20 protein-coding genes and 4 tRNA genes are annotated in these 19,482 nt (G+C 72.5%); 8 read left to right on the top strand and 16 right to left on the bottom strand.

Translation table 11 applies throughout. The annotated features are described in order from the left end of the window. The first annotated feature begins 3 nt into the window (after positions 1–3). Positions 4–1,044 carry a phosphotransferase family protein gene (locus BLS43_RS24635; RefSeq protein WP_093089083.1) on the top strand — a complete coding sequence of 347 codons (1,041 nt, stop codon included), beginning with the start codon at positions 4–6 and terminating at the stop codon, positions 1,042–1,044. A 122-nt stretch (positions 1,045–1,166) separates the two neighbouring features. Here BLS43_RS24635 and gad read toward each other — a convergent pair whose 3' ends face one another. The 5 genes from gad to BLS43_RS24610 all read right to left on the bottom strand — a co-directional run bounded on the left by gad (position 1,167) and on the right by BLS43_RS24610 (position 6,351). Further along, on the bottom strand, positions 1,167–2,525 hold the full coding sequence (gad, locus tag BLS43_RS24630) for a glutamate decarboxylase (RefSeq protein ID WP_093089082.1): 1,359 nt from the start codon (positions 2,523–2,525) through the stop codon (positions 1,167–1,169). A 52-nt stretch (positions 2,526–2,577) separates the two neighbouring features. Next, positions 2,578–3,381 (bottom strand): polysaccharide deacetylase family protein, encoded by an 804-nt coding sequence (locus BLS43_RS24625; RefSeq protein ID WP_093089081.1) that lies wholly within the window; start codon positions 3,379–3,381, stop codon positions 2,578–2,580. 81 nt (positions 3,382–3,462) lie between these two features. After that, a complete protein-coding gene (locus BLS43_RS24620) occupies positions 3,463–4,461 on the bottom strand; it encodes a hypothetical protein (RefSeq protein ID WP_093089080.1) in 999 nt (332 codons plus the stop codon). A 211-nt stretch (positions 4,462–4,672) separates the two neighbouring features. Then, a complete protein-coding gene (locus tag BLS43_RS24615; protein ID WP_093089079.1) occupies positions 4,673–5,035 on the bottom strand; it encodes a PPOX class F420-dependent oxidoreductase in 363 nt (120 codons plus the stop codon). After that, positions 5,032–6,351 carry a cytochrome P450 gene (locus BLS43_RS24610; RefSeq protein WP_093089078.1) on the bottom strand — a complete coding sequence of 440 codons (1,320 nt, stop codon included), beginning with the start codon at positions 6,349–6,351 and terminating at the stop codon, positions 5,032–5,034. The genes BLS43_RS24615 and BLS43_RS24610 overlap by 4 nt, the downstream gene beginning before the upstream one ends. 59 nt (positions 6,352–6,410) lie before the next feature. Between BLS43_RS24610 and BLS43_RS24605 the strand changes: the two genes are divergently transcribed. Further along, a complete protein-coding gene (locus BLS43_RS24605; protein ID WP_245707771.1) occupies positions 6,411–7,256 on the top strand; it encodes a metallophosphoesterase family protein in 846 nt (281 codons plus the stop codon). A gap of 64 nt (positions 7,257–7,320) precedes the next feature. Here BLS43_RS24605 and BLS43_RS24600 read toward each other — a convergent pair whose 3' ends face one another. Continuing rightward, positions 7,321–7,566 carry a type B 50S ribosomal protein L31 gene (locus BLS43_RS24600; protein ID WP_093089154.1) on the bottom strand — a complete coding sequence of 82 codons (246 nt, stop codon included), beginning with the start codon at positions 7,564–7,566 and terminating at the stop codon, positions 7,321–7,323. Between the two features lie 246 nt (positions 7,567–7,812). On the opposite strand from BLS43_RS24600, the gene BLS43_RS24595 reads away from it, so the two are divergent. After that, positions 7,813–9,306, top strand: a complete 1,494-nt coding sequence (locus tag BLS43_RS24595) for a GDSL-type esterase/lipase family protein (RefSeq protein ID WP_093089076.1) — start codon at positions 7,813–7,815, stop codon at positions 9,304–9,306. A 276-nt stretch (positions 9,307–9,582) separates the two neighbouring features. Here BLS43_RS24595 and BLS43_RS24590 read toward each other — a convergent pair whose 3' ends face one another. The 5 genes from BLS43_RS24590 to BLS43_RS24570 all read right to left on the bottom strand — a co-directional run bounded on the left by BLS43_RS24590 (position 9,583) and on the right by BLS43_RS24570 (position 10,946). Further along, positions 9,583–9,870 carry an OsmC family protein gene (locus BLS43_RS24590; RefSeq protein ID WP_218129997.1) on the bottom strand — a complete coding sequence of 96 codons (288 nt, stop codon included), beginning with the start codon at positions 9,868–9,870 and terminating at the stop codon, positions 9,583–9,585. A 196-nt stretch (positions 9,871–10,066) separates the two neighbouring features. Next, positions 10,067–10,141 (bottom strand) — tRNA-Val (locus BLS43_RS24585). Position 10,142: 1 nt separating this feature from the next. Beyond that, positions 10,143–10,214, bottom strand: a tRNA-Cys gene (locus tag BLS43_RS24580). A gap of 64 nt (positions 10,215–10,278) precedes the next feature. After that, positions 10,279–10,351 (bottom strand) — tRNA-Gly (locus tag BLS43_RS24575). A 154-nt stretch (positions 10,352–10,505) separates the two neighbouring features. Next, on the bottom strand, positions 10,506–10,946 hold the full coding sequence (locus BLS43_RS24570) for an SsgA family sporulation/cell division regulator (protein WP_093089074.1): 441 nt from the start codon (positions 10,944–10,946) through the stop codon (positions 10,506–10,508). A 246-nt stretch (positions 10,947–11,192) separates the two neighbouring features. On the opposite strand from BLS43_RS24570, the gene BLS43_RS24565 reads away from it, so the two are divergent. The 4 genes from BLS43_RS24565 (at position 11,193) to BLS43_RS24550 (ending at position 13,219) form a co-directional block, all read left to right on the top strand. Beyond that, the gene (locus BLS43_RS24565; RefSeq protein ID WP_093089073.1) at positions 11,193–11,831 is read left to right on the top strand and encodes a sigma-70 family RNA polymerase sigma factor; all 639 of its coding nucleotides are present in this window, start codon (positions 11,193–11,195) and stop codon (positions 11,829–11,831) included. Then, positions 11,828–12,694, top strand: coding sequence for an anti-sigma factor (locus tag BLS43_RS24560; protein ID WP_093089072.1), 867 nt, complete (start codon positions 11,828–11,830; stop codon positions 12,692–12,694). The genes BLS43_RS24565 and BLS43_RS24560 overlap by 4 nt, the downstream gene beginning before the upstream one ends. Further along, positions 12,691–13,125: a TIGR02611 family protein gene (locus tag BLS43_RS24555; RefSeq protein WP_342741203.1), complete on the top strand. Its 435-nt coding sequence runs from the start codon at positions 12,691–12,693 to the stop codon at positions 13,123–13,125. Before BLS43_RS24560 ends, BLS43_RS24555 begins: the two co-directional genes overlap by 4 nt. 22 nt (positions 13,126–13,147) lie before the next feature. Then, positions 13,148–13,219, top strand: a tRNA-Val gene (locus tag BLS43_RS24550). A 55-nt stretch (positions 13,220–13,274) separates the two neighbouring features. Here BLS43_RS24550 and BLS43_RS24545 read toward each other — a convergent pair. Continuing rightward, entirely contained in the window at positions 13,275–14,654 is a 1,380-nt protein-coding gene (locus BLS43_RS24545; RefSeq protein ID WP_093089070.1) for a tyrosine-type recombinase/integrase, read from the bottom strand. Further along, complete coding sequence (locus BLS43_RS31325) at positions 14,651–14,830, bottom strand: helix-turn-helix domain-containing protein (RefSeq protein WP_245707769.1); 180 nt, start codon at positions 14,828–14,830, stop codon at positions 14,651–14,653. Before BLS43_RS31325 ends, BLS43_RS24545 begins: the two co-directional genes overlap by 4 nt. A gap of 155 nt (positions 14,831–14,985) precedes the next feature. On the opposite strand from BLS43_RS31325, the gene BLS43_RS32150 reads away from it, so the two are divergent. After that, positions 14,986–15,639, top strand: coding sequence for an excalibur calcium-binding domain-containing protein (locus tag BLS43_RS32150; protein ID WP_425438570.1), 654 nt, complete (start codon positions 14,986–14,988; stop codon positions 15,637–15,639). 197 nt (positions 15,640–15,836) lie between these two features. Here BLS43_RS32150 and BLS43_RS30205 read toward each other — a convergent pair whose 3' ends face one another. From BLS43_RS30205 to BLS43_RS24520, 3 genes are all read right to left on the bottom strand, one after another. Further along, complete coding sequence (locus BLS43_RS30205; RefSeq protein WP_176921520.1) at positions 15,837–16,001, bottom strand: hypothetical protein; 165 nt, start codon at positions 15,999–16,001, stop codon at positions 15,837–15,839. Positions 16,002–16,524: 523 nt separating this feature from the next. Further along, on the bottom strand, positions 16,525–16,893 hold the full coding sequence (locus tag BLS43_RS24525; protein WP_093089068.1) for a hypothetical protein: 369 nt from the start codon (positions 16,891–16,893) through the stop codon (positions 16,525–16,527). Next, complete coding sequence (locus tag BLS43_RS24520) at positions 16,890–19,307, bottom strand: AAA family ATPase (protein WP_093089067.1); 2,418 nt, start codon at positions 19,305–19,307, stop codon at positions 16,890–16,892. The genes BLS43_RS24525 and BLS43_RS24520 overlap by 4 nt, the downstream gene beginning before the upstream one ends. Positions 19,308–19,482: the final 175 nt, after the last annotated feature.

Genomic DNA, 19,482 nt, shown 5'->3' with positions numbered 1-19,482 from the left:
GGGATGAGCGTCTCGACCGACCCGGTGCCCGCCGCGGCCCTCGCCGAGTGGCTGCGGGCGGAGGTGCCGTCGATCCCCACCCCGGTGCAGGTGCGGCGGATCTCCGGCGGCCACTCCAACCTCACCTACCGGATCACCGACGCCGCGGGGACCGACTGGGCGCTGCGCAGGCCGCCGACCGGTGGCGTGCTGGCCACGGCGCACGACATGAGCCGCGAGTGGCGGTTCATCGCGGCCCTGGCCGACACCCCCGTCCCCGTCGCGCCCGCGGTCGCGTACTGCGCCGACCACGACGTGCTCGGCGCGGACTTCTTCCTCATGGGGTTCGTCGAGGGCGTCGTGCCCGGGGACGTCGAGGCGGGCGCGGCCATGCCCGAGGAGATCCGCCGGGCGGCCGGTCTGGCCTGCGCCGAGGTGCTGGCCGCCCTGCACGCCGTCGAGCCGGACGCCGTCGGGCTGGGGGAGCTGCGGCGCCCCGGCAGCTACCTCGAGCGGCAGTTGCGCCGCTGGCACCGCCAGGCGCACGACTCCGCAGTCGAGGACCTCGCGCTGATCGACGAGGGGCACCGGCTGCTGGTCGAGGGCATGCCGGCGGTCGAGGAGACCACGATCGCGCACGGCGACTACCGGCCCGGCAACCTCAGCTTCGGCCCGGACGGGTCCATCGGGGCGATCTTCGACTGGGAGCTCGCGACGCTCGGCGAGCCGCTCGCCGACCTCGGCTACCTGCTGGCCTCGTGGGGGCGCCCCGGGGACGCGGTCCCCGAGATCACCTCGGGCCCGACCACGCTGCCCGGCTGGCCGGAGCGGGACGAGGTCCTGGCCCGGTACGTCGAGCGGTCCGGGCGGGGCGACCGGATCGCCGCGGAGTCCTCCTACTGGGAGGCGTTCGCGCGCTGGCGCTCGGCCTGCATCGGCGCGGGGGTCTACACGCGCTACGCCGCCGGACACATGGGCGAGGGCGCCGAGAGCCCCGAGGTCGCCCGCACCCGGCTGGTCGGCCTGGAGGCCCAGGCCCGCGCGGCGGTGTCGCTGCTCGCCTGAGCTCGTCGCCGAACGCGAGAACGGCGGTCCCCATGCAGGGGGACCGCCGTTCTCTCCCGAACTGACGCGCCGCTCCCACCACGAAGCGACTCGCTCAAGTTAGCCTGGCCTATCTTGAGCTGTCAAGTGCCGTGGGCGAAACCCGCCGCCTCGCTCCCGCGGACCGGTGCGGTCTGCTTCCGGAGCCGCTCCAGGGCCCGGGTCAGGTCGTCGAGCAGTAGGCCCGCGAGGTCGTGGCTGAAGCCGTTGCGGACCACGATCCGCAGCGCGGCGACGTCCTCGCGGTCCTTGGGGAAGGTGTAGGCGGGGACCAGCCAGCCCGCCTCGCGCAGGGCGGCGGAGACGTCGAAGACCGAGAAGGGCTCGCCCGGCTTGACCACGAACGCGAACACCGGCAGCTGGGACCCGTCGGTGAGCAGGTCGAAGCACCCGAGCGCGGCGATCCCCGCGGACAGTGAGGTCGCGACCTCCCGACAGACCTGCTGCACGCGGGTGTAGCCGGCCCGCCCCAGCCGCAGGAACTGGTAGTACTGCGCGATCACCTGCCCGCCGGGGCGGGAGAAGTTGAGCGCGAAGGTCGGCATGTCACCGCCGAGGTAGTTCACCCGGAACACCAGGTCCTCAGGGAGCGCGGCCCGGTCCCGCCACAGCGCCCACCCGACGCCCGGGAAGACCAGCCCGTACTTGTGCCCGGAGGTGTTGATCGACGCGACCCGGGGGAGCTGGAAGTCCCACACGAGGTCGGGGTCGCAGAACGGGGCGATCATCGCGCCGGACGCGCCGTCGACGTGGACGGGGATGTCGAGGCCCCGCTCCGCCTGCAGTCGGTCGAGGGCCGCGCAGATCTCCGCGACGGGCTCGTAGCTGCCGTCGAACGTGGACCCGAGCACGGCGACCACGCCGATGGTGTTCTCGTCGCACAGCGCGACGGCCTCGGCGGCGCCCAGGTGCAGCCGCTCCCCGGACATCGGGACCAGCCGCGCCTCGACGTCCCAGTAGTTCGCGAACTTCTCCCAGCAGATCTGGACGTTGACGCCCATGACGATGTTCGGCCGCTCCGTCGAGAGCCCGTCCGCGCGGCGCCGGTGCTGCCAGCGCCGCTTCAGCGCCAGGCCGGCGAGCATGCAGGCCTCGGACGACCCGGTGGTCGAGCACCCGACGGGCTCGGGCGCGTGCCAGAGGTCGCCCAGCATGTTCACGCAGCGCTGTTCGAGCTCGGCGGTCCGCGGGTACTCGTCCTTGTCGATCATGTTCTTGTCGAGCGAGTCCGCCATCAGCCTCCTGACGTGCGGCTCGCCCCACGTGGTGACGAAGGTGGCGAGGTTGAGCCGCGCGTTGCCGTCGAGCATCAGCTCGTCGTGCACGATCTGGTACGCGACGTCCGAGTCGAGGCCGTCGGCGGAGAGCTCGTTGCGCGGCACCGTGATCGGCTCGGACCCGAAGATCGGGTTGGCGGCGATCGGCGCGTCGTTCCTGGGCATGTCGCCGAGGGTGGCAGTGCGTGCGGACGGCGTCCAGGCACCCGCGCCCGGATCAGGGGAGCGCGGTCGTGTACCCCTGGGCGGCGAGCCGGGGGAGCAGGGTCCGCAGCGCCTCGACGGTCTGCGCGCGGGACCCGCCGCCGTCGTGCAGCAGGATCACCGCGCCGGGGTGGATCTGCTTCTCGACGGCCGCGACGACGGCGTCGGCGCCGGGCTTCTTCCAGTCCCGGGGGTCGACGGCCCACCCGAGCGGTTGCAGGTGCTGGGCCACCGCCGCGTCCAGGACGTTCGGCTTCCAGTTCCCGCCCGGCGCGCGGAACGTGGTCACGACGGTGCCCGCCGGGACCCGCGTGGCGACGTCCCCGATCTCCGCCGCGATGGTCTGCGGGTCCTTGTCCGGCAGCTCCTCGTCGTGCGTGCGGCTGTGCGCGCAGACCCCCATGCCCGCGTTGACCACCCGCTCGACGATCTCGGGATGCTTCGCCATCTGCTCGCCGACCATGCAGAACGTGGCCCTGGCGCCGTGGGCGATCAGCAGGTCCAGGATCTGTGGGGTCCAGGTGGGGTCCGGGCCGTCGTCGAAGGTCAGGGCGATGCGGCGGTCGTCGGGTCCGGTCGAGGGCAGGTCGGTGAGCACGACGGGGGTCACCACCCGCACCGGGGCCTGCGCGACGACCGGCGGTGGGGCGGGTTCCGGGGCGGGCTCGGCGACGTGCGTGCCGAGTGGTGCGATCAGCCCGAGCGCCAACGCCGCCAGCAGGGCGGGCACCCGGTCCGCCGCGGCCCCGCGGAACAGGCCCTCGGCGGTCCGGGGGTCCGCGGGCGCCGACCGCGTCAAGACACCGCTGCGCCTCATGCGCCCCACCCGCCCCTCCGTTCAGCGAAGTAGTACCCGACCGGGGGACTCAAGGCGCGCGACACGCCGAAGGCGACCGGGTCAGGACGCCATGCGCCGCGGTCCGGCCGGCTCCGGGTCGGTCCGGGGGCCGGTGCGGTCCGGCGCAGTGGCGACGAGACCGGACAGCCAGGCTTCGACGTCGAGCAGGGGCACGGGCCTGCGCAGCTCGACGGGACGGGGCTGGGTGGTCTCCTCGCTGAGCACCAGGTGGGCGCCGTCGGTCGCGCTGATCTCGAGCTCGCGGCTGACCAGCGCGGACTTCTTCGGGGACGGGAAGCCGGGGACCTCGTGCGCCGAGAGCTCCTTGGCGGCGCGCGTCGCGCAGCGCAGCGCGGCGACGTGGCGCCACGGCACGTCGTGCGTGTCGAGCTCGCCCAGCCCGCCGCTCTCCAGCGTCAGCGTGCCGGTCAGGACCTGCAGCCGGTCCGGTGTCGCGCACACCACCGCCACCACGTACCTCGTGAACCGCAGGACGCGGGCGGTCGTGTCGTCCGGACGGTGCCGCGCCGAGGTCGCGGGCCCGCAGACGACGACCGGCTCGCGGCGTCCGGTCGGACCCGGCAGCAGGTCGTCCGGGGTCACGCGGAACCGTTGCATCGCCTGCTGGGCGATCCGACCGAGGTCGGCGTCGAGGGTGCGGTCGAGGTGGTGGTGGGTCGGTTTCTCCTCGGCGTGGGCGAACGCGAAGTGCCAGGTCCGCCAGGTCACGAACCCCGTCGTGAACAGCGTCACCGCGACGATCCCCACCAGCGCGGCGAAGCCCCACGGTGCCGCGACCAGCAGGCACAGGGCCAGCAGCGCGAGGAAGCCGCCCCAGCGCATCTGACGCGCCGCGGACAGCCACACCCCGGCCGGGGGACTCGGGCGGAACCACCGGCGGACCCACTGCTTGCGCTCCTTCTCGCCGGGCCGACCGAGATCGGCCCGACCCGGCGCGGGCCCCGGCTCGGGCGGGGGCGCCAGCCACCGGACCAGCCGTCCCCATCGGTCCCCGAACCGGTTGCTCCACCGGTCGCGCGCAGCACCGAACCAGCCCATGTGTCCCCCCGACCCTCGTGGCGTTCAGCGAGGGGTTCGGAGAAGATCATCACAATGTTTCGGGGTGTGCCGAGGAGCGCCTGTTCGGAGCAGGACCCCTGGTCGTGGTGGGTGCAGGGGCGGCCGTTCGGCTCAGCGGAGCCCGCGGCGGCGCGCTGCGCGAGGTCCGGTCGGGTGGACCTGCCCGATCCTTCGGGGCGGCGGACGCCGCTCAGCGGGCGAGCGCGACCGCCAAGCCGGTGGTGCCCCGGTCCCCGCGGAACACCCGGCTGGTCGTCACGAGGATGCGGCCGAGCAGGCCGTACTTGCGCATGACCGCCGCTCGGACGGCGCGGGTGCCCTCGGCGTCGAGGATCTCGGCCGTGCCGGGCACGGCGGGGCCGAGCGGCTTCCCCCGCCGGTCGCACTCGGCGACCTCGACCGCGCCGGAGCGCCGCACCCGCTTGACCTTGCCCGTGTCGGTGGCGGTCCACACGCCGATCCGGCCGTCCGCCGTCGGCGCGCACCACACCGGCGTCGGGACGGGGGTGCCGTCCCTCCGGAACGTCGTCAGCAGCAGGAACCGCGGGTTCACGCGGGGACGCTCGCCCGGTCCAGGGTCACGGGCACGGTCGCGTACCCGCGGAGCAGCTTGGTCCGGCGGCGGACGGGGGTGCCCGCGGCCCGCATGTCCGGGAACCGCTCGACGAGGGCGCGCAGCGCCACCTCGCCCTCCATCCGCGCGAGGGCGGCGCCGATGCAGAAGTGGATGCCCTGGGAGAAGGCGAGGTGCTTGTGCGCGTCCGCCCGCGTGACGTCGAAGCGCAGCGGGTCGGCGAAGACCTTCGGGTCCCGGTTCGCCCCGCCCAGGTGCGCGATCACGAACTGGCCGCGCTTCACCGGGACGCCGTCCAGCTCCGCGTCCCGGTAGGCGACCCGGCCGGTGCGCTGCACCGGCGACTCGTAGCGCAGCATCTCGTCGATCGCCGTGCCCCAGTGCTGCGGCTCGGCCCGCAGCAGCTCGGCCTGGTCCGGGTGCTCGAGGAGCAGTGCGGCGCCGTTGGAGATCAGGTTCACGGTGGTCTCGAAGCCTGCGGCGAGTAGCAGCATCGCGATCGAGGACAGCTCGTCCTCGCTCAGCGCCTCCTCGCCGTGCGCGGCGACCAGCGACGACAGGATGTCCTCGCCGGGCTCGCGGCGGATGCGCTCGAAGTGCCCCAGCATCCAGGCGTGCAGGGCGTCGATGTCGCGCTCGGAGCGCCGGAACTCCCGGTAGGACAGCCCCACGTCGAGGCTCAGGGCCGCCCCCTCGCCCCAGGCGAGGAACTGGTCGCGCATGTCGAGCGGGGCGCCCAGCATCTCGGCGATCACCGTGGCCGGCAGCAGGGCGGCGAAGTCCGCCGCGATGTCGCTCGGCCCGTCGGCGCGCGCCATCCCGTCGAGCAGCTCCTCGGCGATGCCCTCGGTGCGGGTGCGCAGCGCCGCGACCTTCTTGGCGGAGAACGCCCTGGTCACGAGCTTGCGGTAGCGGGTGTGGTCCGGCGGGTCGCTGGCCAGCATCGACGGCGGCTGGGCGGGCCCGAGGGCCCAGTCCCCGCCGAACCGCAGGGCCGTCCTCGCGAAGCCGGGCAGGTTCTCGGGCATGCGGCCGCCGGTGCCGAAGTCCGGGCTGCGGAGCATCTCGGACGCGACCGCGTGGTCCACGGTCGCGAGCGCGAGCCCGGTGTCCACGATCCGGCCGCGCTCGCGCAGCTCCTCGTAGAACGGGTACGGCTCGGCGATCACCGCGGGGTCGGTCAGCAATCGGCCGCCGAGCTCACCGGAGCGGGCCTGCCGCCGGACCATCTGTCGCATCACGCCGTGGCGCAGCCCCCATCGGACCACCCGGCGCACACCCCTGGAACCCGCCATGCCCGCGAGGTTACCGCCGGTAAGTTCGCGCGCGCCACCACGATTTGGTAGACGGGGGCGTGCCCCGCCTGCTCGCCGTCAGCGATCTCCACGTGCGCCATCCCGACAACCGCGCCGTCACGGAGGCCCTCGCCGGGGAGCCGGGGGACTGGCTGATCGTGGCGGGGGACGTCGCCGAGCAGGTCGAAGACGTCGTCGCCGTGCTCCGCGACCTCGCCGCCCGGTTCGCGCGCGTGATCTGGGTGCCCGGCAACCACGAGCTGTGGACGCGCACCAAGGACCCGGTGAGCCTGCGCGGCGAGCACCGGTACCGGCGGCTGGTCGAGGAGTGCCGGGCACTCGGCGTGCTCACCCCGGAGGACGAGTTCCCGGTGTTCGACGGGGTCACCATCGCCCCGCTGTTCCTGCTCTACGACTACTCGTTCCTGCCCCGCGGCACCTCGACCCCCGAGGAGGGGCTGGCGGCGGCGTACCGGGCCGGGGTCGTCTGCACCGACGAGCACCTGCTGTACCCGGACCCCTACCCGAGCCGTGCGGCCTGGGGGGCGGCGCGGGTCGCGTACTCCCGGGCCCGGCTCGACGCCGTCGAGGGCCCCACGGTCCTGGTGAACCACTGGCCGCTGACCCGGCTGCCGACGGACGTGCTGCGCTATCCGGAGTTCGTGCTGTGGTGCGGGACGACGGCCAGCGCGGACTGGCACGTCCGCTACCGCGCGCAGGCGGTCGTCTACGGGCACCTGCACATCCCGCGGGTCACCTACGAGGACGGGGTCCGGTTCGTCGAGGCCTCGCTGGGCTATCCGCGGGAGTGGAAGCCGCGCCAGGACCGCTTCGGCGTGCCGACCGAGGTGCTGCCCCGACAGATCCTGCCCGTGCCCGCCGAGGACTTCGGTATCCGGCCCTGACCGAGTCGGTCCTGAACGCACGACGCGCCCGCGCGGGTGTCCCGAGCGGGCGCGTGGTGTGCGGTCAGCGCGTTCCGTAGCGGCGGCGGAACTTCTCGACCTGGCCCGCGGAGTCGAGGACCCGGGCCGCACCCGTCCAGAAGGGGTGCGAGTAGCTGGTCATGTCGACCCGCAGCAGCGGGTAGGTCTGTCCGTCCGACCACTCGATCGTCTCCGACGACGTCGCCGTGGAGCGGGTGAGGAACGCGTCGCCCGTGGACCGGTCCTGGTACACGACGGGTCCGTAGGCGGGGTGGATGTCCGGTCGCATGGTGGCCTCCAGTCGATTGCTGTCGCTCATGATAACCATTCTCGATAGTGCGGTGTTCCCCGGCCGCCCGCGCGACTACCCGGCCGGCGGCCGACCAACCGGCGCGACCGGCGTCAAGGGGGCGGACGGGTGGGTGAGGCCACCTCGGATCCCCTGTTCGCCGGATGCCCCGGCGCCCGGCGAGCCCGCATCATCTTGATCGGTACACGACACGAGCGAACCGGTACGGCGAAGGGGAGCCCGTCGATGGTGGTCACCCGCGAGCGCGCGGTCGAGCGGCCGCGCCCGATGCGCGCGCTGGGGCGGGAGCTGCGCTCCTGGCCGACCGTGCTGATGGTGCTGCTCTGCCTCACCGTCGGCATCCCGCTCACCATCGCCCTCACCCCGGCCCAGGACCTGCGGATCCTCGGTCAGCACATCTCCGTCGGGGCGCGCACGCCCGACCTGTCCCTGGAGGGCCCCGCCGGGCTCGTCCAGATCGGCAACACCCAGCTCGACATCCCGCGCATCCAGGTGTGGGGGCCGCTGCGCCCCCAGCTGTCCCTCGGTCCCGTCCAGCGCAACGACGACGCGGCCAAGGTCTTCGACCCGGAGGCCTCCGCCCAGGCCACGGCCCAGGCCGTCGAACAGCTGCGGACCGGGTTCGTGAACTGGTACCTGCTCGGCGCGGTCGGGGCCGTCGGGACGGGGCTGGCGATCGCCGCGCTGGTCGGCTGTGCCCGGATGCTCGGGATCCTGCGCCGCGCGCGCGGCGGGGAGCTGACCGTCGCGGACGTCTGGCACCGGTGCTCGGGCACGATCGGGCGGATGGCGCTGGTGTCGGTCACCGTGTCGGTCCTGGCCTGGGGCGCCTGCGGGGCGCTCGCCTACACCGGGACCATGCGCGGGCTCGCCCAGGTCGGGTCGCTGTCGGACCTCGTCGGGGCATCCCGCGTCACGCCCGCGCCGGTCGGCCCCACCGTGACCGGGTTCGCGGGCGCGGTGATCGGGGACTCCCGCGCCGCCCGCGTCGGCGGGCCGCCGGTGGCGGACCCGGAGGGGGACGACGTCGTGTGCCAGCGCTCGGCGGACTCGCTCGCCGGGGAGCTGGCCACGATGGTGCCCGGCGGCGTGCGGAACCTCGCCTGCCCCAGCGCGACGATCGCCCAAGGCCTGCGCGGCCCGCAGCAGCGCGGCGAGACCCAGGTCCCGCCGCAGGTCGCCCTGCTCAAGCAGATGCCGGACCTGCGTTTCGTCGTCGTCGCCATCGGGCCGAACGACGTGGGCTGGTCGGACCTGATCACCTACTGCTACGGCGTCGAGACCTGCGACGACAACCTCACCCGCGGCGAGTTCGACTACCGGATGGGGGCCTTCGACCGGGAGTACGCGGCGCTGCTGCAGGACCTCGCCGAGCTCCCGAGCCGTCCGCAGGTCGTGGTCATGACCTCCTACGGGGCCTTCCCGAGCGAGACCGACCCGGCCTGCCCCGACGCCCGCGGCCCCGCCTACGCCGTCGGGCTCACCCAGGACAAGATCGACCTGCTGACCGACCGCAACGACCAGCTCAACGCCGTGCTCCGGACGGGTGCGGAGAAGTACGGCTTCGCCGTCGCCCAACCCGACCTGCGCCCGCTGTGCAGCACCGGGACGGACGGGATGAGCCCGGACCTGCAGGGGCTGTCGGACGGGTACGCCTTCCACCCCACCGCGATCGGCTCTCTCCGCCTCGCCGCCACGGTGGCCCGGCTCGTCGACTGACACTTTGTGACGCCTGGCGCGCGCCCTCTGACGCTTGGGACGCCCAAGCACCACTGAGTGACGCTTGGGCCGCCCAAGCATCACGCCCGCCTGGCGCTGGGGCCGCCTCCCTGACGCTTGGGACGCCCAAGCGCCACCCAGCGACGCTTGGGCCGCCCAAGCATCACGCCCGCTTGACGCTGGGGCCGCCTCCCTGACGCTTGGGACGCCCAAGCGCCACCCAGCGACGCTTGGGCGTCCCAAGCGTCAGCCCGGGTCCACGGCGGCGAGCGGAGGTCAGCGCCGCTCCACCCGCGTCCCGACCCGCAGGGCCCGGGGGATCTCGGCGACCTCGTCCACCCGCTCGACCAGCGCCTGCTGCTCCTGCGCGGAGGCGGCGGTGTCCAGCTCGACGCTGTAGACGATGCCGGTGGACGCCCACCCCTCGTCGAACCCGCCGCGGGCGGTGACCCGGACACCGTCGAGGGTGATCCCGAGGGGCCCCGCCTCGCGGTAGAGGTCGTTGAGCACACAGCCCGCCGCCGCCAGGTGGAGCAGGTGGGCGCCGGTGAAGTCGGCGCGCACGGCCACTCCGCCCGACGTCCACCGGTGGGGGAGCGTCGTCCCCTCGCCCCGCAACGACCCGGCACCGACTTCGACCGCGAACCCGTCGTCCACGAGCCCATTCCATCAGGTGCGGAGTGGGTCACACCAGGGGCGAGCCGAACTCGCCCCACGAACGCCGAAGGCCCCCTGGGGAACCAGGGGGCCTTCATTCGGGTGGTGGGCGATACTGGGATTGAACCAGTGACCTCTTCCGTGTCAAGGAAGCGCTCTCCCACTGAGCTAATCGCCCGAGGCGGAGGCGGGAATCGAACCCGCGTACAGGGCTTTGCAGGCCCTTGCCTAAACCACTCGGCCACTCCGCCAGACTCTCGGCCGAACTGGGGGTCCGGCCTGGAGGCCCAGGCAGTGAATACGAGGTTTCCTCCGAGCGGACGACGGGATTCGAACCCGCGACCCTCACCTTGGCAAGGTGATGCGCTACCAGCTGCGCTACGTCCGCATGCATCCGGTTTCCCGGAGCCTGTCGGGGCTGCTCGCTCCGACGTGAAGAACATTATCCTAGCCCTGCGGGGGGTCTGAAACCACCCCCCGTCAATGGGGCTGACCTGCAGTGACGGGCCGCAGGGAGCGCTGCGGCCCGACGGACGCAGGTCTCAGTCGCGCGCGCCGTCGCTCGAGTTGGGGGCCAGGAGCTGGTCCAGCGCGGCGTCGAAGTCGAGCCAGGAGTACTCGCTCGTGGCGGGCACGAGCTCGAAGGTCCGGTCGAGGAACTCGGCCAGCGGACGGGCGGCGGTGGTGAACACCGCGTGTCCGGAGGGCGAGGCCAGCTCGACCTCGATGCGCTCCTCGGGGCCGAGGATCGGCTTCACCCGGACGTCGCCGGTGCCGGCGGGCGCGAGCAGGCCGTCCGCGAGCAGGTCGCGGGCGAACACCCAGTCGACCGGGCTGCTCTGGCCCGTCCGGAACGAGGCCTGCACCGCGTACGGGTCCCGGCTCGAGTAGGAGAGCTCCACTCGCACCGGCACCGGGGGTGCATCGGGGGTGACGAGCTCGAACAAGGCCCCTTCACGAATGATCATGGGCTGGTCGCGCATCCTTGCTCCTCTTTCTCGCGCCGCGTGGTCCGTCGTGCGGAAAAACGAGCGTGTCGCCAAGATGTGACGGGTCGGGGGACGTTATCCGCCCGCCGGGTTTGCGGCGTTAACCCGGACGGGTGGACGGGCCACTCCTCCGGGAGTGGCCCCACCTGCAAGGACGGGTGATCGCCCAGATGGTTGTGATCCACATATCAGGCACCGGAAACGCCGAACCGATCGTTGCACGATGACCGAAGACAGAGTGTGAGGGACCTACTGGTGGCGGACGCCGTCGACAGGGCCGAGGAGGCCGCCGCCCGGGCGTCGGCCCGCGAGGTCGATGCCGGCCTGGCCGCGCGGGTGCGGGCCGGGGACGACGGCGCGCTCGGCGCCCTCTACGACCGGCACGGCCGCGCCGCCTGGTCGCTGGCCCGCCGGATCTGCATCGACGAGCAGCTGGCCGAGGATGTGGTGCAGGAGGCCTTCCTCTCCTTCTGGCGTGACCCCACCCGGTTCGACCCCGCTCGCGGTGCCTTCGCGACCTGGCTGCTCACGGTCGTCCACCACAAGGCGGTCGACACGGTCCGCAAGGAGAGCACCATCCGTCGTCGCACGGTCTCCTCCGACGCCGGGGACGACCTCCCCCTGCCCGCCGAGGCCGGTGCGGACTCCCAGGCGCTGGGCGCGGTCGTCGCGGGACAGGTCCGGGTGGCGCTGCACCGGCTGCCCGCCGAGCAGCGCCAGGCGCTGGCGCTCGCCTACTTCGGCGGCTACACCCAGCGTGAGGTGGCGGCCCTGACCGGCGTCCCGCTGGGCACGGTCAAGTCGCGCATGTTCACCGGTCTGGCCCGCCTGCGCGCGGTGCTCGGGTCGACCACGGGGTACGAGGGGGCTGCGGGATGAGCGACTGCCCGAAGTCCGACGACGCCGTGGCCTGGGCCCTGCACGTTCTCGAGCCGGATGAGGAGCACCGGGTGGCCGCGCACCTGCCCACCTGCCCGACCTGCCGCGCCGTCGTCGCGGAGACGCAGGAGACCCTCGCCGCGCTGGGTGCGGGCGTCGAGCCCGAGGAGCCGCCCGCGGGGCTGCGGAGCCGGATCCTCGAGGAGGCCGCGCGCACGCCCCAGGTCGGCAACGAGCCCACCGAGGCGCTCCTGTTCGCCGAACCGCCCGTGACCTCCGTCCCGGTGTCCGGACCCGGGCCGACGCCGCGCCGCACGGCGGGCTCCGGACCCGGACGGGGGAGTGGGCGAGGGCGGCACCGACCGCGTCGGGGGCTGCGCGGCCGGATCGTCGCGGTCGCCGCGGCGACGCTGGTGGCGCTCGGCGCGATCGCGGGGCTGAGCGTCTACAGCGCGCAGCTCGCCGCGCAGCGGGACGCCGAGACCGCCCGGGCCCAGGCGCTCGTCTCGATGGTGCAGCAGATGGCCACGCCGGGCACAGCCCATGCCTTCCTGTCGCCCGGGCAGGGCCGGCCCGCGGTGGCCGCCGTCCTCGCGACGCCCGCCGGGCAGCAGATGGTCCTGCCGGTCGCGCTGCCGTCGAACCCGAGCGACCACGTCTACGTGCTCTGGGGCCTGCCCGCCGAGGGAACCCCCGCGCCGCTCGGCACGTTCGACGTGCGTGATGGCGACTCCACCGTGCACTCGGTAGGGTCGTCGCCGGACGGTGCCGGGTTCGCGCAGTTCGCGATCTCGCTCGAACCCGGTCGGGCCGCCCCGGCCGCTCCGTCCGATGTCGTGGCGAGTGGGCGGGCGGAGATCTGAGCACTGAGGAACTGGACCAGCGGCCGGGCCTGAAGGCCCGGATCGCCGCGTTCCGTGAGCGCATCGAGGAACGGCCCACCGCCCGCAAGACCTGGCGGATCGCGATCGGGACGCTCGGCACCCTGGTCCTCATCGCCGGGATCATCGCGATCCCGTACCCCGGACCGGGCTGGGCGATCGTCTTCGTGGGCCTCGCGATCCTCGGCTCGGAGTTCGAGTGGGCGAAGCGCCTGCTGCGCTACGCCAAGGGCAAGTACGACGCCTGGACCGACTGGCTCAAGCGCCAGCACTGGGCGGTGCAGCTGCTCGTCCTCGCCGCGACCGGCCTGATCGTCCTCGCCACCCTGTGGCTCCTCAACGCCTTCTCCCTGGTCGCGGGCTGGGTCGGCCTCGAAGAGTGGACCTGGTTGCAGAGCCCGTTCTTCGGGTGATGTAAGGTTCTTCCAACGCAGCGGGCGATTAGCTCAGGGGGAGAGCGCTTCGTTCACACCGAAGAGGTCACTGGTTCGATCCCAGTATCGCCCACGCAGCCGAAGGGCCCCTGACCAGCAGGTTCAGGGGCCCCTCGGTGTATCCGGGGTCAGCTCGGAGGCTGTTCTGTAAGCGGATCGGTAAACATCGTTGTGGGTCTTGGCTCCTGGGGCGGCAGGAACAGGTTGCTGATCGTGACCGCCGCGGCCTGGTCGAGCTCGGGGATGTCCGCGGTGTAGGTGTCCAGGGTGAAGGCCACGGTGGCGTGCCCGAGCCGGGTGCTCACGATCTTCGGGTTCACCCCGGCCCGCAGCGCCATGGTCGCGTAGGTGTGCCGGACGTCGTGCAGCCGGATCCGCGGCACCCCGGCCTCCCGCACGATCCGCTGGAACCGCACGGACACCGCGCCGGGATGGAGCGGTCGCCCGTCCGGCCAGCAGAACATCAGGTCCTCGTCGTGGTACGACGCACCGAACGCCGCCCGCTCGCGGTCCTGCTCGGCGAGGTGCTCGCGCAGCACCTGGACGGTGGTGGGGTCGAGCCCGAGCAGGCGGCGGCTCCGCCGCGACTTCCCGTCGGAGCGCCTCGCCCGCCCGGAGACGACCACCCGGGTACTGACGACGGTGAGCGTGCCCGCCACCGGATCGAACGCCGAGCGGACCGCCCCGACGGCCTCCGAGCGCCGCATCCCCGTCGTCGCGAGCAGGACCCAGAGGGCGGAGAAGCGGTCGCTGCGGGCGGCGGCGAGAAACCGGCCCAGCTCCTGCGGAGTCCAGGTCACGTGGCCGCGCCGGTCGATGCGAGGCGGGCGGACCCGGGTGGCCGGGTTGGTCGAGAGGTAGCGCAGCTCGACGGCGTCAGCGAAGGCCCGCCGCAGCATGACGTGGATCGAGGTGACGGTCCGCGCGGACAGGCCGGGGTCCACGGGGAGGGGCACCTTCCCGTTGCGGTAGCGACGGACGGCGTTGCTCGCGGCCGAGTAGGAGACGCCTGTTCGCCGGGCGATCTCGGCCGCCCCCATCCGTGCGTCCTCGGGACTGCGGCTCCAGAGCGCATACATCTCGGAATCGGTGTCGCGCTTGCGTCGCCCGGAGGTGAGCAGGTGCTGGTAGAACGCGGTGAGGGTGGCGGGCTCGACGGACTGCAGCCGCCGGGACCCGATCACGGGGACGACGTAGGCGCGGGTGAAGGCGGTGTAGTTGGCGAGGCTCGTCGGCTTGAGCGTCATCGCCGCATTGACCAGCCACTCTTCGAAGAACTCCGCGACCGTGCGGGTGGAGGAGGCGACGAACGTGTTGGTCCGCAGCTCCCCGTTCGCCTCGGCCAGTGCCTCCCAGGCCTCGCCTTCGGACTCGAACCCGGACTTCGCCCGCTGCCGCCGCTTGCCGGTGAGCGGGTCGGGCGCCAGCTCGATCATGAACGCCCACTTCGCGCCGCGCCGGTAGACGGTCCCGCGCAGCCCGCGCTGGGCGCTCGTCCGCCCGCTCACGTGGCCTCGACCAGCTCCCGTAGCCGGTCCCGCGGGATGTAGATCCGCCCGCCGAGCCGCTTCGAGGGCAGCACCCCGCTGTCGACGTAGCGGTACGCGGCCGCCCGGCTGATCCCGAGGATGCGAGCGGCGGCCGGAACGGTGAGCAGGACGGGCAGGTCGTCGAAGTCGGTCACGGGATCCTCCTGGGGCGCTGTGGTCCCAGGAGCCTCACCGGACGCCGCTCCGTACTCGGGAGCTGTCGTCCGGGGGCTCGACCGAACAGGGCCGAAGGAGTCACGACACGAGCGTGACCTGCGGTCCGTCCCCTCCGCCACGGCCATTGATCGACATGTGGACTACTCGGACGCTTTCCCGTGACTGTGGACAGCGCGTAACGCAACGAGCACGTGTCGCGACCTGCCTTTCAGCTCCCCGGCTCCCCGCACGGTCTGCTCGATCAGTCTGGACGGCACACCGATGTGCTCGTCGTTCGTTCGTCCCCGCTCGTCCTTGTTCGCCCCTCGTTCGCGAGCGTTCGGTGATGGCCGCGAAGAAGCAGAACCCGGCTGCCGGCTGCGGCTGCCTGATTCTGCTGGTCCTGCTGCTCGGCGGCCTGATCCGCGCCTGCAGCGGCGGGGGAGAGGACGAGACCCCGACGGCCACCCAGTCCGTCCTCGGCACCCCGACGACGACCTCGACCACCTCAGTCCGCTGGACCCCCAGCCCCACCCCGATCGCGCCGACCCCGACCACGCGCACACCGGCCCCGACGACGACCACCAGGCCGGCAGGCACTCCTAAGCCCCGCCCGAACCCTCAGCCCGACCCAGACCCGAACCGCGACAGCCCACGCACTGCCGACCCCGCCCCGCCGGCGTCGGTCTACTACAAGAACTGTGACGCTGTGAGAGCGGCGGGCGCCGCCCCGATCCGGAGGGGCGATCCCGGCTATCGACTCGGTCTCGACACCGTCGGTGACGGCGTCGGCTGCGCCGGGGACTGACCCGTCGATCGTGCAGTGCGAACGACTCGCCGTTCGTGCTTCCGGGGCGGAGCAAGATATGCAGAAGGTTCCCTTGCGCGGTCGCGAGGGCGCGACCAGACGATCTTGTGAACGCGGGCGTTCGTGAATTCCGGGCGCGGCGAGCCCGCGCTGCGACGCTCCGTGTCGCCGAGACCGGTCCGGTCAGTTCTCGCCGGTCACGTCCCGCCGCTCGGCATGAGCGATAGATGGGCGAAGTCGGCGATGTTCCTCTCGGCCTGCGTGATGTCGACATGGCTCGCCTCGACCACCTGGATGACCCGACAGTCCGGGAACGCCAGATGTTGCTGCACCCGAGCGTCGGTGCCGTGGGCGAGTTTCACCCAATTGCCCCACGCGACTAGGTAGAGGCGCTGGGTCGCGTCGGCGGGCGAATCCTACGAGCGGGAGGTGGGGTCGGTGCTCAACCAGCCGAGGACCTCCTCCTTCCACTGCGCGAGGTAGGCGGCTCGCTCCTGGTGTCGGAGGGTGCGCTCACGCGCGGTCGGATCGCTTCGAGCAGCGCATCGGCGAACCGCTGGAGCGCGGCGACGTGCTCTGCGACCGAGTCCGCGGGTCCGGGGCGTGACAGGTCCGCGGCCTGAGGTACTCGCCGATGACGCGGTCGACGATTTTAACTCCGCCTTCGGCCGCCTCGCCGTCACCTGCGCCCGAGCCACCTACTGCCTCCTGATGCTCGCCCGCAGCGGCCTCGGGCAGCTCCTGGCCGCCGCAGCTCAACCCGGTACGCCTCCCGGCGAGCCCGGCACTCGCTCCCGCGGGTGGCAGACCCACCAAACGATCCTGAACACCTTCAACGGTGCGCCGCTCCAGCTCGCAGGCTGAGATGGACACCGCCTCCGGTCTTCACGCGCTGCGAGACCTCAAATCCTCGGTGAGCAGGTGGACATCGGTGTGCCAGGTCCGGAGTTCGGCGCCGGTGGGGGCGAGCTCGTAGGCGTGGTGGTGGGCGGCTTGGCTGAGGGCGTACCAGAGCACGGTGGCGCGCGAGCCGAGATCGGAGTCGATCGTGCGGGTCAGGGTGAGAAGCTGCGCTCGTCTGGACACCTCGGCGACCTCCGGACGGTGGGTGGCCCAGAAGTCGTCGAGGCCGTGCTCGAGAGCGAGGCGGATGAGCCACGTGCAGGCCCGCGGCCAGGCACCGTCCTCGACCAGATCCGGCGCGTGCAGGATCCGGTCGGCGACGTCGAGGCGGTGGATCGCGGCATGGCTCATTTCTGGAGCCACTCGGCGAGCTTCTTCACGTCCTTGATGAAGGGGTGGAGGTCACCGACCAGGCCCTTGTGAGCACCTTTCTTGCACTTCTGGAAGGCATCGACCGCGCCCGGGCCGAGCCCTGACTTGATGCGGCCGAGCAGGTCGCTGCCACGCGTCGGATCGTCGAAGACGGCGAGGGTCGCCTTCTTGTTCGTCGTATCGGCGTTCTTTAGCACGACTTCGACGTCTGCATGCGTGTGGCCTGCGGCGAGACGAACCGAGCGGATCTTGGAATGGCAGGCGGCCTCGACGGCGCTGCGGCAGCAGGAGGCGACCAGCTCGCTGCGGATGTCCGGCGGAAGGTCCTCCGTCGAGGCCATCGCCTTGGCGTCGTCGAGGTAGCGGGCGATCGGATCGTCGCTGCGGCGCATCTCGACGGCCGACTGCTCGCCGCGCACGACCTCCCAGATCGTGGCGGGCAGCTCGAGGCGGCGCACGGCGTCGGCGAGGCGATCGTCGTGGGTGAAGACCACGACCTGCCGGGTGAGCGCGACCTCGGCGAGGACACGGGCCAGCCCGTCGACCTTCGCCGGGTCCATGGCCTGCACCGGGTCGTCGATCACGATGAAGCGGAAGGGGCTCTGATCGACCGTCGCGCGGGGGAGGAACAACGCAAGCCCGAGCGAGTGAAGCTCCCCCTGGCTCATCACACCGAGCGCGGCACCTCCGTCCACCCCGTCGATGCTGACGTCCACCGCCACTCGGCGCTGATTGTGCGTGCCGGTCAGTCGCACCGCCCCCAGCCCGACGTTGCTCTGCTGGCGCAGTGCCTGCCACACATGCTGGGACTGTTCCGCGAAAGGAGCGAGGCGCTGGCTCCGCAACTCGGTCGCGGTGTCGGCGAGCCACTTCTCGGCCCGGGCCAGCGTGGCATTCGCGCTGGCTTCGACGGCGACCTCCGCGGCCACGTCGTGGTAGGCGCCGAGCCTACGAACGACCGGCGCCCAGACCTCGTCCCGCCGAGCCAGCTCGGCCTCGGACTCGGCGCGCGCCTCCGCCAGGGCGGCCGCGACGACGGGGTGGGCCGCCTCCAACCCCTGTACGAGTGCCGCAGGTCCCTCGGCTCGACCGGCCTGCACCCAGTCCTGCCAGGTCTCGCGCGCCCGTCCGGTGAGGACAGCGGGGAGGGCGTGCACCAGCGAGCGCCCGGCAGCGATCGCGGCCTCGAGCTCGGAGGTTGCCCCGCGCACCTCGGCGGCTGAGCGTTCGAGCTGATCGGCACGGGTGGCGGCAGAGGCCCGCCAGGCGTCGTCGAGCGTGCCCTGTTCACAGAGGGGACAGGTCGTGGATCCGTAGTCGGTGTGAACGTGCAGGGCCTCGCGCAGGAGCCGGGCCACGACGTCGGCGCGGCTGCTCTCGGCGGAGGCGACCGCGGTGTGCTCGTCGACGGCGGCGCGGATCCGCTCGGCCGTAGCTCGCACGTCCTCGGCAGCCGGCAGCCTCAGGTCCAGGACCGCGCGCAGGCTTGCGGCACTCCCGCCGGGATCCTCGGCAGCAGTGAGGAGTCCGGCGAGCCGTCCCAAGTCCGGCGAAGTCGACTTGAGCAGAGCGAGCGCCTCGACAATGCGCGGGTCGTCCGCGCTCGCCAGGTCGGTCCGGATGGCCTTGCGTTCGGCGTTCGCGTCCCGGGCCCGGTCGGCGAGCGGCTTGCGCGCCGCTTTGAGCCGCGTCTGGGTCGCGGTCAGGGCTCCGAGTCCGAGGAGATCGTGCACGGCATCGTGGAGTTCCGTCGGCTTGCCGTCGATCAGGGCGCCGAGCTCGCTGTAGGAGAGGAAGGGGCGGTAGGTCTGCATCGACGCACCCCATACGGACCCGTCGAAGTCCTGAACCTTGGCCTTGGGCTCCTGCCGGGTCCACCGGCCGCCCTCGAGCTTGTCCTCCGGGGCCCAACGGCGCTGCACCTTCGTGGTGCCGTTCGTGCCGGCGACGGTGAGGTCGACGGCGACCGACGCGTCGTCCCCGGAATGGAGATTGCGCCAGCCGTCGCGCCACACGGCCGTCCTACCGGACCAGCGCTCGTTCCTGCCGGTCATCACGAGCTCGGCGGCTTCCGCGAAGCTCGACTTCCCAGAACCGTTGCGGCCGGTGACCAGGGTCAGCCCAGGGCCTGGCGCCAGTTGCAGAGTTGCGGGCCTGCCGATACCTCGGAACCCCTCGGCATGGACCGCGGCCAGGTAGACGTCGGGGTGCTCGGCCTCGGTCTCGCTGGGAGGCTCAGCGGTGGGTGCGCCACGACCGGCGAGAGCGTCGGCGAGTGCGTCGTCGCCGGACCACGCGGCGAGGATCAGTCCGGACGTCGCGTCGTCGACGGCGTCGTCGGCGAGAAGGCGCTCGATGAGCAGTTCGTAGAGACCCAGCTCTGCCTTGTCCATACATCCCCCCGGATGGTCGTGCTTCGAGAACGCTAGCGGTGATCGGTCACCCAACGCTCACGTAGGGTCACAATCGGGTGATATCGGCGGTTCCGCAGTGCTCGTCACACCACGCTGTCGGCGAGGCTGGAAGCCAGGCGAACCGCGGCGACGGTTCGGCTGGTGGTGGGCTCCG

The sequence above is a fragment of the Pseudonocardia oroxyli genome (genome assembly GCF_900102195.1).
Classification (GTDB): domain Bacteria; phylum Actinomycetota; class Actinomycetes; order Mycobacteriales; family Pseudonocardiaceae; genus Pseudonocardia; species Pseudonocardia oroxyli.
Note: the sequence above shows the minus strand (reverse complement) of the source record. Positions and strands in the feature narration are given on the sequence as shown.